This is a genomic window from Streptomyces sp. NPDC005925, assembly GCF_040638805.1.
Taxonomy (GTDB): Bacteria; Actinomycetota; Actinomycetes; order Streptomycetales; family Streptomycetaceae; genus Streptomyces.
Genome location: NZ_JBEXVL010000014.1, coordinates 140954 through 155282, shown reverse-complemented (window position 1 = coordinate 155282; position 14329 = coordinate 140954). Strand labels below are relative to the sequence as shown.

Below are 14329 nucleotides of genomic sequence, written 5' to 3'. Positions count from 1 at the left end.
ACACCACCGGTACCGGCATGGATCAGCACCCGCTCGCCCGCCTGCAGACCGGCCAGCTCCACCAACCCGTACCAAGCCGTCAGGAACGCCGCCGGGGCCCCGGCCGCCTGCCGCATGTCCCAGCCGGCCGGTACGGGGGTCAGCGTGCGCGCGTCGGCGACGGCCCACGGGCCGAAAGCGCCGTCCAGCATGCCCATCACGCGGTCGCCGACCGACAGGCGGGTGACGCCGGGACCTGCCTCCGTCACCACGCCGGCCGCCTCGGTGCCGGGCAGCGCGTCCGGGTCCGGGTACATGCCGAGAGCGATCAGGACGTCGCGGAAGTTGATCCCCGCCGTGTGGACGGCGACGCGGACCTGTCCCGGCTCCAGCGGGCCGAGTACCTCGTCGCAGGTCTCCGTCGCGACGGCGTCCAGCGTTCCGGACCTGCCTCCCACCAGCCGCCAGGCCCGCGCTCCCGGCGGACCGGTCAGCTCGGCGGGCCCGTCGGCCCGCGCCCACCGGGGCACCAGCACGCGGCCGCCGCGCAGCGCCACCTGGTACTCGTCCGCGTCCACGGCGTACCGCACCGCGCTCACCAGACCGTCCCCGGCCGGGCCGAACGGGCCGTCGGCGTCGAGCGGCACACGGGTGTGGGACGTGTCGGTTTCCGTGCCGGTGTCGGTGTCGGTGTCGGTGTCGAGCAGCACGAAACGCCCGGGGTTCTCGGACTGCGCGCTGCGCACCAGGCCCCACACGGCGGCGCCCGCCGGGTCCGCCGCGCGCAGCGTCCCGAAGTCGTCGGCGGGCCCGGCCGCGTCCACCGCGCCCCGGGTCACGAAGACCAGGCGCGTCTGCTCCAGGTTCGGAGCGGCGAGGAACTCCTGGACGACCCGCAACACCCGTCCGGTCAGGGCGAGTCCGTCCTGACCAGCACCGGTGAGGCCCACGGGAGCCAGGACCGTCGAGGGCGCCGAGGCGGCGCCGGCGAGCGCGGCCACGTCCCGGAAGCGCTCCACCCCCGCGTCCGAGCCCGATCCCGCGCCCGCGTCGGAATCCGGTTCCGCGTCCAGTCCGCCCAGTACCGCGCAGCCGGACACGTCGGCCTCCCCACGGCCGTCCACGGCCGGTACAGGCAGCGGTGTCCACCGCAGTTCGTAGAGCCCCTCCGTGCCGGGCCCGGCGGCCGCCCGTACCTGCTGGGCGCTGGTCGACCGAAGGCGAAGCTCCGCGACCTCCACCACCGGACCACCGGCGGGATCGGTCACCGTCAGGGACACCGTCTCCTCGTCGCCCCCACGCAGCCCGGCGAGCCGTACCCGCACGGTGGTGGCCCCGCTCGCCCACAGCGACACACCGCTCCAGGTGAAGGGCAGCAGCACGTCCTTGCCACCGACGCCGTCCTGGCCCCGCTGCGCGAGGAGGGGGTGCAGGGCGGCGTCCAGCAACGCCGGGTGGATGCCGAACCCGGCCGGCGAACCCGCCTCCTCGGGCAGCTCGACCTCCGCCAGCAGATCCTGGCCGTGCCGCCACAGTGCCCGCAGCCCGCGGAAGGCCGGGCCGTACGCGTATCCGGCTGCGGCGACCTCCTCGTAGAAGCCGCTCACCTCCACCGGCTCGGCCCCCGCCGGAGGCCACTGCCCGGACCGCCGCTCCGGCCGCTCCGCCGGCTCACGTCCCAGCTCGGCGACGGCGTGGCACAGCCATGCGGCGCCGTCCGCCCGGTCGGGCCGCGAGTACACCCGTACGTCCCGTCGCCCCAGCTCGTCCGCCGCGTCCACGGCCACCTGCACCTGAAGACCACCGGACTCCGGCAGCACCAGCGGTGCCTGCAGCGTCAGTTCCTCCACCGTGGGGCAGCCCGCCTCGTCGGCCGCCCGCAGCACCCACTCCACCAGCGCCGCACCCGGCACCAGCACCGTCCCCGCGACCACGTGCCCGCCGAGCCAGCCGCCGCGCTCGGCGGAGACCCGGCCGTGAAGCACCACTCCCCCGTCTGCGAGAGCGAGAGCGGTGGGCAACTGCGCGTGCCCCGACCCCGCCTCCCCGCCCTGGCCGACGTCGCGCTGCACGGTGTCGGCGAGCCAGTAGCGCCGGCGCTGGAAGGCGTAGGTGGGCAGGTCGACGGCACGGGGGGCGGGGTCGGCGGGGAACCAGCGCCGCCAGTCCACCTCGGCACCCGCCACGAACGCCTGCGCGGCAGCGTGTCCGAGCTGCGTGGCGTCACCGTGGTCGCGGCGGAGGGTCGGAACCACCGTGGCGGACACGTCCGCCCGCTCGATGGTCTCCTCCATGCCGAGGGTGAGGACGGGATGCGGACTGGCCTCGACGAACAGGCGGTAGCCGTCGGCGAGAAGAGCGTCGATCGTGTCGGCGAAACGCACCGGCTGCCGCAGGTTGGTCACCCAGTAGCCGGTGTCCAGCGTCGTCGTGTCGGTCAGCCGCTCGGCGGTGACGGTGGAGTAGAACGCCACGTCGGTGGCTTGCGGCTCGATGCCCGTCAGACGCTCGGTGAGCAGGTCGTGCAGCTGGTCGATCTGCGGGCCGTGGGAGGCGTACCCGACGTCGATGACCCGGGCGCGCAGTCCGCGTGCCTCCGCCTCCGCGACCACGGCGGCCACATGCTCCGGCGGGCCCGAGATGACCGTCGAGGAGGGACCGTTGACGGCGGCGACACACACGCCCGGCCGGTCCCCGACCAGCTCAGCGGCCTGCCCGGCACCCACGCTCAGGGAGGCCATGTCGCCCTGACCCATCAGCTGCCGCAACGCCTCACTGCGCACGGCCACGATCCGGGCCGCGTCCTCCAGCGACAGGGCGCCCGCGACGCATGCGGCGGCCATCTCGCCCTGCGAGTGTCCGACCACGGCGGCCGGGGTGATGCCGTAGTCCGCCCACACCGCGGCCAGCGAGACCATGACCGCCCACAGCACCGGCTGCACGACCTCGACCCGGGACAGCTCACTGCCGTCCCCGCGCAGCACCTCCGCCAGGGACCAGTCCACATGCGCCGACAACGCCCGCTCACACTCGGCCATCCGGGCCGCGAACACCGGGGACTCATCGAGGAGCCGGGCGCCCATGCCCACCCACTGCGAGCCCTGCCCCGGGAACACCAGCACCGCACCCGGACCCACATCACCGGCAACACCCGACACCACGTCCGGCGACGCCTCACCCGCCGCCAAAGCCTCCAGACCGGAAACCAGCACCTTCCGGTCCGCACCCACCACGACCGCACGGTGCTCGAGCACCGCCCGGCTCGTCGCCAGCGACCAGCCGACCTCCACGGACGAGGCATCCCCACCCCGGCCACCGGCCACGAACCCGCACAGCCGCCGCGCCTGCTCCCGCAACGCGTCCCCCGACCGACCGGAGACCACCCACGGCACCACCCCACCCGGCGCGAGTTCGGGCCTTTGCCGCTCAGGTTCTTCCGGGGCCTCCTCGGGGGCCTGCTCGAGGATCAGGTGCGCGTTCGTGCCCGAGATGCCGAAGGCGGAGACCCCGGCGCGCCGGGGGCGGCCCGTCTCGGGCCACAGGGTGGGCTCCGTGACCACCTCGACCGCTCCCGCGTCCCAGTCGACATGCGGACTGAGTTCCTCCACATGGAGGGTGGCGGGCACCACGCCGTTGCGGATGGCCATGACGGTCTTGATGACACCGGCGACACCGGCGGTGGCATGGGTGTGGCCGATGTTGGACTTGAGCGAGCCGAGCAGGAGGGGCCGTTCGCGCCGCTGTCCGTAGGTGGCGATGAGGGCCCCGGCCTCGATGGGGTCACCCAGTCGGGTGCCGGTGCCGTGCGCCTCGACGGCGTCCACCTCGGCGGGGGTGAGCCGGGCGCTCTCGAGGGCGGCGCGGATGACCTGTTCCTGAGCGGCGTCGTTGGGGGCGGTCAGGCCGTTGCTCGCACCGTCCTGGTTGACGGCCGAACCCCGGATGACGGCCAGGACGTTGTGGCCGTTGCGGCGCGCGTCGGAGAGACGCTCCAGGAGGATCAGGCCGATGCCCTCGGAGAAGCCGGTGCCGTCGGCCGCGGCGGCGAACGGCTTGCAGCGGCCGTCGGGTGCCAGTCCGCGCTGGCGGCAGAACTCGGTGAACATCAGTGGGCTCGACAGCACCAGTACGCCGCCGGCGATCGCCAGGTCGCACTCGCGCTGGCGCAGCGCCTGGCTCGCCAGGTGGATCGCGACGAGCGAGGCGGAGCAGGCCGTGTCGACGGTGACGGCGGGACCCTCCAGGCCGTAGGTGTAGGCCACCCGGCCCGAGATGACGCTGGTGAGGCTGCCGGTGGTGGCGTGTCCCTCGAACCCCTCGGGAATGCGGGGCAGCTGGGACATGTAGTCCTCGCTGGACACTCCTGCGTAGACGCCGGTACGGCTGCCCTTGAGGGAGACGGGGTCGATGCCGGAGCGCTCGAACAGTTCCCAGGAGGTCTCCAGCATCAGCCGCTGCTGCGGGTCCATCGCCAGTGCCTCGCGCGGGCTGATGCCGAAGAAGTCGGCGTCGAATGAGCCGGCGTGGTCCACGAAGCCGCCGTGGCGCACGTAGCTGGTGCCGTAGTGGGCCGGGTCGGGGTGGTACAGCGCCTCCAGGTCCCAGCCCCGGTCGGTGGGGAAGTCCTCGATGGCGTCCTTGCCTGCGGCGACGAGGTCCCAGAGGTCCTCCGGGGAGGCCACGCCGCCCGGGAAGCGGCAGGCCATGCCGACCAGGGCGACCGGCTCCTGCCGGCGGTTCTCCTCCTGGACCAGCCGCCGGCGCGTGTCGTGCAGCTCGGTGGTCACCCTGCGCAGATATTCGACCAGTTGTTCTTCAGTCGCCATGGGGGTCACCCGGCCTTCGGAGTGGGGGTGGCGCGCGAGGTGTCGGGCCCGACACCCAGCTCGTTGTCGATGAAGTCGAAGATCTGATCGGCGGACGCCGCCCTGAGCCGGTCGGTGGCGCTGTCGTCGTCGGGGCCGGTCGTGGCGTTCGTGGTCTTCCACCGGGCGAGGAGCGTTTCGAGCCGCGTGGTGATCTCGCCCGTCTCTCCTTGGGACAACTGGGCGGCGAGCGCGGTCAGAGTGTTCTCCACCCGGGTCAGGTCGCTCAGTACGGTGCCGGCGGCGGGGGGTCCCGCGGGGGCCTGGGCGGACACCTGGCCGGGTGCCTCGTCCGCGGGTGTCCGGCCCGGTCCGGTCAGGCGCTCGCGCAGGTGCCCGGCGATGGCCGCGGGGGTGGGGTGGCGGAAGACCAGGGTGGTGGGCAGCCGCAGCCCGGTGTCCGCCACGAGCCGGTTGCGCAGTTCGACGGCGGTCAGCGAGTCCAGGCCCAACTGCTTGAAGGTGGCGTCGCCGCGCAGCGCGTCCGGGTCGGTGCGGCCGAGGACGGCGGCGGCGTGGGTACGTACGGCGTCGACGAGCAGACGGAGCTGCTCAGCGGCGGAGAGGCCGGCCAGGCGGGCCTGCCAGTCCGTGGGGGGCCTGCGCTCCGCGGCGGTGCGCCGGACCGGCGCCGCCCGGACCGCGGCGGCGGCGAGATCACGCAGCGGCGCGGGCAGCGCGTCGGCGCTCTCGGCGGCCAGGGCCCGGTCCGACAGACGGGCTCCCACGAGGGAGACGCCGCCGTGTCCGCGCGCGGCGTCGAGCAGGGCGGGCACCTGTCCGGGCGCTGTCGCCCTGACACCGTGCCCCGGCGCGGTGGCCGGTCCGAAGGCGAGGGCCAGGCCCGTCGTACCCGCCGTGCCCCCGGTACCCGCCGTAGCCCTCGTACCCGCCGCGTCCCTCGTACCCGCCGAATCCGCCGTGCCCGCCGAATCCGCCGTACCCGCCGAATTCGCCGTACCCGTCGTACCCGCCGAATTCGCCGTGCCCGTCGTACCCGCCGAATTCGCCGTGCCCGTGGTGTTCCGGCGCAGGGCGAGGGCCTCGCGGAAGGCGTCGGCGCCCGCGTCGGCCGCCGACTGCGGGATGCCCAGGGCCGCGCCGGCCGGGCACAGGACCGCGAACAGGGTCAGGGGCAGGTGGGCGGTCACGGCGTGCAGGGCGGCGGTGACGCCCGCTCGCGCCGTCCACTCCTCGGCGACGAAGCCGTTCGGCGTGGCGTCGTGGCCGACCGTGACGGTGGCCCCCGTGGCGTGGATGACCGCCGTGAGGGGATGGGCCGCGTCGACGGCGGCGACGGCCTCGGCGAGAGCGTCGCCGAGGGCGGCCGGGTCCGCGGGGTCGGCGTCCACCCAGCGCACGGTGGCATCCAGGCCCTGCAAGTCGTGGGCGTGTGCGGCCCGTTCACGGTCACCGGACAGGACCAGCAGGTGCCGGCACTGCCCGGTACGTACGAGGTGCTCGGCGATGGCGGCGAGGGGGGCGCCGGACGACACGGCGAGCAGCACGGTGCCGTCCGGGTCGAGGGGCCGCGCTTCGTCCCTGACGGCCGCGTTGCGGGCCGGAGTGAGGCGGGGGGCCAGGACTCGGCCCGCGTGCAGGGCGAGATGGGGCTCGTCCGCGGCGAGAGCCAGGGCCACGGCGTGCTCCAGGGAGGCGCCGCCCTCCGCACCGCGGGCATCCGCACCGGCGGGCCCGGAGCGACCGATGACGTCACCGAGGTCGACGAGACCGGCGGCGTCGGTGTGGTCGACGGGACCGATGTGGTCGGTGTAATCGATCTGGTCGATGTGGTCGATGTGGTCGATGAGGAGGAAACGGCCCGGGTGCCGGTTCTGGGCGTGCTGGACCACACCCCGTACCGCGGCGGCCGCCGGGGCGAGGACGGCGTTGTCCTCCGTGGCGACCGGGCCGCGCGTGACCAGTACCAGACGGGTGTCGGCGAGACGCGCGTCGGCGAGCCAGTCCTCGACGAGGGTGGCGGCCCGGCGCACCGCGGCCAGGGCACCGGCCACCTCGTCGGCGGCGTCGTCACCGGCGGCCGTGGCCGTGTCGACGGTGGCGAGGACGACGGACGGCACCGGTGCCCCGGCGTCCAGGGCCGCGCTCAGGGCGTGCAGGTCCTCGCTGCCCGCCTCCCCCAGGGTGACCCACCCCGAGGGGTCGGCCGACACCCCGCCCTCCCCCGCCGTTCCCGGCGGCGCCGACGCGGGCACCGGCACCCACTCCAGCGCGTACAGGTCGGCCGTACGCGCCCCCGCGGCCCGCAGTTCCCGGGCGCCCGCCGCCACGACGAGCAGACTCTCGCAGGTCAGCACCTCGGCGCCGGTCGGATCGCTCACGACGACCCGCCAGGCCCGCCCGTCCCGCTCCGCGCCGCCCTCGGCCCGCCCCGCCGACCCGCCCGGCCCCTCGTCCAGCGGGGAGAGGCGGACACGTACGGAGGTCGCGCCGGTGGCCCACAGGGACACCCCGTTCAGGGCGAAGGGCAGCCACACCCGGTCGTCCCCGGCGGGCCGGTCGCCGAGGAGCGCGGGATGCAGCGCGGCGTCGAGAAGCGCGGGATGGATGCCGAACCCGGCGGTCTCGGGGGCCTCCTGGGGCAGCACCGCCTCGGCGAACAGCTCCGCGCCCCGCCGCCACACGGCGCGCAGTCCCGTGAAGACGGGCCCGTAGCCGACGCCGGCCGCGGCGGCCCGCTCGTAGAAGCCGCTCAGATCGACGGGCTCGGCGCCGGGCGGCGGCCACACCGCGTCCCGGGCCGCGGCGTCCGGGGTGCCCTCGGACGCCGCCCGGGCGGCCTCGGTCACCAGCCTGCCGACGGCGTGACAGGTCCAGGGCGCACCGCCGCCGTCAGGGGCGGTCTCGTCGTCGTCGGGCCGCGCGTACACGTGCAGTTCGCGATGTCCGGCGTGCGCGTCGGCCGGGCCCGCCAGGATCTGCACCTGTACGCCCCCGTGCTCGGGCAGCACCAGCGGGGCCTGGAGGGTGAGGTCGTCGACGGCCGCGCAGCCGGCCTCGTCGGCGGCGCGCAACGCCCATTCGGCGAGCACGGAGGCGGGTACGAGGGCGGTGCCGAAGAGGGCGTGCTGGGCGAGCCAGGGGTGGCTGTGCCTGCTGAGGCGGCCGGTGAGCAGGCGTACGTCGCCGTCGGCGAGGTCGGCGACCGCGCCGAGGAGCGGGTGCCCGGCCGGGGCGAGACCCAGATGGGCGGGGTCCTGCGTGCCGGTGGGGGCGTCCAGCCAGTAGCGGCGCCGCTGGAAGGCGTACGTGGGGAGGTGCGGGGCGCGCGTGCCCGTGCCCGGGAACCAGTTCTCCCAGCTGACCGCGCACCCGGCGCCGAAGGCCTGCGCCAGTGAGAGGGCCAGGCGCGACAGGCCGCCGTCCTCGCGGCGCAGCGTGGGGACGGTGACCGCGTCGACCCCGGCTTCTTCGAAGGTCTCCTGCAGCCCCAGGGTGAGGACGGGGTGGCTGCTGGACTCGATGAAGACCCGGTGGCCGTCGGCGAGGAGCGCCTCGACGGCGTCGGCGAAGCGGACCGGCCGGCGGAGGTTGGTGACCCAGTAGTCGGTGTCCAGGCGCGTGGTGTCGATGCGGGTTCCGGTCACGGCCGAGTAGAACGCCACGGGCGCCGGGGCGGGGCGAACGCCCGCCAGGACATCGGTGAGTTCGCCGGTGATGGCGTCGACCTGCGGACCGTGCGAGGCGTAGTCCACGTCGATGACGCGAGCGCGCAACCCGTGTGCCTCGGCGTGGGCGACGACGGCGGCGACGTGATCGGGCGGGCCCGAGATGACGGTCGAGGAGGGCCCGTTGACGGCGGCCACGCCCACTCCGGGGTGCCCCTCGATGAGTTCGTCGGCCTGTTTCCGCCCCACTCCGAGGGAGGCCATGGCGCCGGCGCCCGAAAGCTGCCGCAGTGCCCGGCTGCGCAGCGCCACGATCCTGGCGCCGTCCTCCAGGGTGAGCGCCCCGGCCACGACGGCCGCCGCGATCTCGCCCTGCGAGTGGCCGACCACCGCGGCGGGGGTGACGCCGTGGTCGGCCCACACCGCGGCCAGCGAGACCATCACGGCCCACAGCACCGGCTGCACGACCTCGACCCGGGACAGTGCGTTCCCGTCCCCGCGCAGCACCCCGGTCAGGGACCAGTCGACGTACGCGGACAGGGCCTGCTCGCACTCCCCGATCCGGGCCGCGAACACCGGTGACTCGTCGAGGAGCCGGGCGCCCATGCCCACCCACTGCGTTCCCTGCCCCGGGAACACCAGCACCGGACCCGGGCCCACGTCGCCGGCCACCGCGGACACCACGTCCGGCGAGGTCTCCCCCGCGGCCAGCGCCGCGAGCCCGGCCGTCAGCGTTTCCCGGTCCCGGCCGACGACCACGGCACGGTGCTCGAACACCGACCGCGTCGTGACCAGTGCCCGGCCCACTTCCGCCACCGAGCCGGACGCGCCCGCGTCCGAACCGGTACGCGTTCCCGTGCCCGTGTCCGCGCCCTGCGTCGCGAACCCGGCCAGGCGGCGGGCCTGTTCGCGCAGCGCGTCCTCGCTCCGGCCGGACACCACCCACGGCACCACGGTGCCCGCCGCCCCGGAGGCGGGCGGGCACGGCTCCGGGGACTCCTGCCCGGCCCTCACCGCCGCCGCTTCGTCGACCCGCGCCTCCTCCAGCACCAGGTGCGCGTTCGTACCGGAGATGCCGAAGGACGACACCGCGGCACGGCGCGGGCGTTCGCCGCGCGACCAGGCGACCGGCTCGGTGAGCAGGCGCACCGCGCCCGCCGACCAGTCCACGTGGCCGCTCGGCTCGTCGACGTGCAGGGTGGCGGGCAGCTGCTCGTGGCGCAGGGCCATCACCATCTTGATGACGCCCGCCACACCCGCGGCGGCCTGCGTGTGACCGATGTTCGACTTGACCGAACCGAGCCACAACGGCCGTTCCGGCGAGCGCCCCTGCCCGTACGTGGCGAGCAGCGCCTGCGCCTCGATGGGATCGCCGAGCGTGGTACCGGTGCCGTGCGCCTCCACCACGTCGACCTTGTCGGCAGCGAGCCGGGCGTCCGCGAGGGCGGCACGGATGACGCGCTGCTGCGAGGGGCCGTTGGGGGCGGTCAGGCCGTTGCTCGCGCCGTCCTGGTTGACCGCGGAGCCGCGGATCACCGCGAGGACCTCGTGCCCCTTGCGCCGCGCCTCGGAGAGGCGTTCGAGGAGGATGAGGCCCACGCCCTCGGCCCACCCCGTGCCGTCGGCGCCCTCCGCGAACGGCTTGCAGCGGCCGTCGGGGGCCAGGCCGCGCTGGCGCGAGAACTCGGTGAACATGCCGGGTGTGGCCAGCACGGTGGCGCCCCCGGCCAGGGCCAGGTCGCACTCGCCGCGCCGCAGCGCCTGCGCCGCCAGATGCAGCGCGACCAGCGACGAGGAGCAGGCGGTGTCCACCGTCAGGGCCGGCCCCTCCAGGCCGAAGCTGAACGAGAGCCGGCCCGAGGCCACACTGGGCGTGCTGCCGGTGAGCAGGTAACCGTCGGTGGACCGGGACGGCTCGTGCAGCCGGGGGCCGTAGTCCTGCCCGGTCATGCCGACGAACACGCCGGTCGGGCTGCCCTTGAGCGCCCGGGGGTCCAGGCCCGCCCGTTCGAAGGCTTCCCAGGCGCATTCGAGGAGCAGCCGCTGCTGCGGGTCGACGGCCAGCGCCTCGCGGGGGCTGATGTCGAAGAACTCGGCGTCGAAGTCGGCGGCGTCGTACAGGAATCCGCCCTGCCGGGTGTAGCTGGTGCCCGACCGGGCGGCGTCGGGGTGGAAGAGCCGCTCCAGGTCCCAGCCGCGGTCGGTGGGGAAGTCCCCGATCGCGTCGACACCGTCGGCGACCAGCCGCCACAGGTCCTCGGGCGAACCGGCGCCGCCCGGATAGCGGCAGCTCATGGCCACGATGGCGACCGGGTCGTCGTCGTGGCCGGGCCCGACCGCGCGGGTGGGCGCCGGGGTGGCCGGGGCGGCCGTGCCGGTGAGCCGCGCGCGCAGGTGCCCGGCGACGTCCAGCGGGGTGGGGTGGTCGAAGGTGAGGGTGGCGGGCACGGGCAGGCCGGTCGCCGCGCCGAGCCGTTCGCTCAGCTCGGCGGCCGCCATCGAGTCGAAGCCGAGCTGTGTGAAGGTGCGGGCGGTGTCGACGCTGCCGGGGGCCGCGCCGAGTACCACGGCCGTCTCTGCGGCCACCAGGTCGAGGAGGGTGCGTTCCTGGTCGGCGACGGAGAGCGTGGCCAGCCGTCCGGTGAGCGCGTCCCGCACGCCGTGCTGGTCACGCAGGCCGTGCTCGCCCCGTACGTCCTGCCCGCCCCGCACGCCGTGTTCGCCCCGCGCACCGCGCTCGGCCGGCACGCCGTGCTCGCTGCGCCCGCCGTGTTCGGTGCGTCCGCCGTGCGCCGCCTGCCCGTCCGGCTCTTCCTGTGCGCCGTGCCCGGCCCGTCCGTCCTGCCCGGCGGGCCGCGTCGCCTGCGCGCCGTCTGCCGTTTCCTCTCGTCCGAGGGGCTGCGGCCCGGCGACCGTGGTGTCCGGCCAGTGGCGCTCGCGCTGGAAGGCATAGGTGGGCAGGCTCGGGCGGCCGGCGCCCCGCTCGCCGTAGGCGGCGGAGAAGTCGACGTCGGCGCCGCGCACGTAGGCCTGCGCCAGGGCCGTCATGAACGTGGTCGCCTCGTCGCGGCCACGGCGGCACGTCGCCACGGCCGTGGGGCGCGGGCGGTTCGGTCCCGCGGGGGCGGGGAAGCACTCGCGGGCCATCGCGGACAGCGGTGCGTCGGGGCCGAGTTCGACGAACGTGGTCACGCCGCGCTCGCACAGCCCTCGCACCCCGGACAGGAAACGTACGGGTTCGCGTGCGTGCCGCGCCCAGTACGCGGGGCCGATCTGTCCGGCCCCGGTCACGGGCTCGCCCGTGAGGTTGGACACGACCGGGACGAGCGGCGCGTTGAAGGTCAGACCGGCGGCGACGGCGCGCAGGTCCTCGAGGACGGTGTCCATGTGCGGCGAGTGGAAGGCATGGCTGACGTTGAGCCGGCGGGCCTTGCCGCCGCGTCCGCGCCAGGCGGCGGTCAGTTCGTCCACGGTGCGGCGGTCGCCGGAGATCACCACGGAGCGGGGGCCGTTGACGGCGGCGAGGGTGGCGCGCTCCTCGTGCCCGGCGAGCATCTCCGCCGCCTCGTCGGGGTCGGCCTGCCACGCGGCCATCGCCCCGGGCGCCCGCACGGCCTGCATGAGCCGGCCGCGAGCGGCGACCAGGGCGCTCGCGTCCGGCAGCGAGAGGACTCCGGCCACGTGCGCGGCGGCGATCTCGCCGACCGAGTGGCCGAGGAGGTAGTCGGGCCGCAGGCCGAAGGAGACCGCCAGGCGGTACAGGCTCGTCTCGAACGCGAAGAGCGCCGGCTGGGTGTAGGCGGTCCGGTCGAGGAGCGGGCCGTGCCCGTCGTCCCTGGCGCCGGCCGCGCCGTTGCCGTCGCCCCCGCCGAGGACGATGTCGCGCAGTGGGCGGTCGAGGTGGGCGTCCAGCGCTTCGAATGCCTCGTCGAGGGCGTCGGCGAAGACGGGGAAGGCGGCGTACAACTCCCGCCCCATACCGAGGCGTTGCGCGCCCTGCCCGCTGAACAGGAAGGCGAGCCCGCCGTCGCCGTGGGCCTCGCCGCAGACCACGGAGGGGGCCTGTGTGCCGTCGGCCAGCGCGTCCAGGGAGCCGAGCAGTGCGAAGGTGTCGCCGCCGAGGAGCACCGCGCGGTGGGTGAGGGACGTACGGGTGGTGGCCAGCGCGTGGCCGACCAGGGCGGCGTCGGAGGGCACGTCGGTGGCGAGGTGGGCGCGCAGCCGGGCGGCCTGGGCGCGCAGGGCGGGGGCGGTGTGGGCGCTGACCGGCCATGGGACGGGCGGAGCGACGGCGGGACGGGCGTGCTGCTGCGACGCGGAGGCCCGAAGGGACACCTCAGCGCCGTCCTCTTGCGACCCGGAGGCACGACGCGGCACCTCAGCGCCGTCCTCTTGCGACCCGGAGGCACGACGGGATGCCTCACCGCCGCCCTCTTGCTCGTGCGACGCGGTGGCGCGACGGGATCCCTCGGCCCGGGTGGCGGCCCGGGTGGCGGCCCGGGTGGCGGCCCGGGTCTCGGACCGCGCGGGGGTCTCGGCACGGTTCGTGGCGCCCGTCGGGGTGGGCGCCTCGGCCAGGACGAGGTGGCTGTTCGTGCCGCCCATGCCGAACGAGGACACCCCGGCGATCAGGGGCTGTTCGGGGCGCGGCCAGCCGCCCGCTTCCCGCTGGACGGCCAGGCCGAGGTCGGCCAGCGGTATGGCCGGGTGGGGAGTGGTGAAGTTCAGGCTCGGCGCCAGTCGCCGGTGGTGGATGCTCAGGGCCGTCTTGAGCAGTCCGACGATCCCGGCGGCGGCCTCGAGGTGGCCGACGTTCGTCTTGGCGGAGCCGACGGCCAGCGGTACGGTGCGCGCCTCGTGCTGTCCGAGGGCGGCGCCGAGCGCGGCGGCCTCGATCGGGTCCCCGACGGGGGTGCCGGTGCCGTGCAGTTCGACGTACTGGACCTGGTCCGGCGTCACGTCGGCCCGGCGGCAGGCGAGACGCACCACGTCCTGCTGCGCCTGCCCACTGGGCAGGGTGAGGCCGTCGGTCGCGCCGTCGCTGTTGACGGCGCTGCCCCGGATCACGCAGTACACCGTGTCGCCGTCGCGCCGGGCCGCCGCGAGCGGCTTGAGCACCACGAGGCCGCCGCCCTCGCCGCGCACGAAACCGTCGGCGCGGGCGTCGAAGGTGTGGCAGCGGCCGGTGGCCGAAAGACCGCCGAAGCGGGCCGCGGCCAGTTCGGTGCCCCGCGGCGAGCAGATGAGGCTGACGCCGCCCGCGAACGCGGTCTCGCACTCGCCGCGCGCGATGCTCTCGCAGGCCAGGTGCACGGCGACGAGCGAGGAGGACTGCGCGGTGTCCACGGTCAGGCTCGGTCCGGTCACGTGGTACGTGTAGGAGATGCGGTTGGCCAGAATGCTGCGGTGCACGCCGGTCATGGTGTGCCGGGTGACGGCGTCCCCCGCCGCGCGGTCCAGGACGTCGGTGTAGTCGTCCCAGAACGCGCCGACGAAGACGCCGGTGCGGCTGCGGGCCAGGTCGGGCGGCCGGATGCCGGCGTCCTCCAGGACCTCCCAGCTCAGTTCGAGGAGCAGCCGCTGCTGAGGGTCCATGGCCACGGCCTCGCGCGGGCTGACGCGGAAGAAGTCCGCGTCGAAGCCGTCGATCCGGTCCAGGTAGCCGCCCGGCCCGTGGAGCCCGGAATCGGCCTGCCGGTGCTCGGGCGGCGCGGCGGCGACGGCGCTGCGCCCTTCGCTCAGCAGCTGCCAGAAAGCGGCCGGTCCGGATGCCTCGGGCAGGCGGCAGGCCATCCCGACGACCGCGACCGGCTCGGGGCCGGTGCCGCCCGTGCCGGAGGGGGACGCGGCCCTCAC

The 14329-nt window shown here is 75.4% G+C and carries 2 protein-coding genes; both read right to left on the bottom strand.

The features are described 5' to 3' along the window. Positions 1 to 4805 (bottom strand): acyltransferase domain-containing protein (locus tag ABZ354_RS18695; protein WP_358657980.1); only part of this gene is annotated, 4805 nt, incomplete at its 3' end. Between the two features lie 5 nt (positions 4806 to 4810). Beyond that, complete coding sequence (locus tag ABZ354_RS18690) at positions 4811 to 14329, bottom strand: beta-ketoacyl synthase N-terminal-like domain-containing protein (protein WP_358657978.1); 9519 nt, start codon at positions 14327 to 14329, stop codon at positions 4811 to 4813.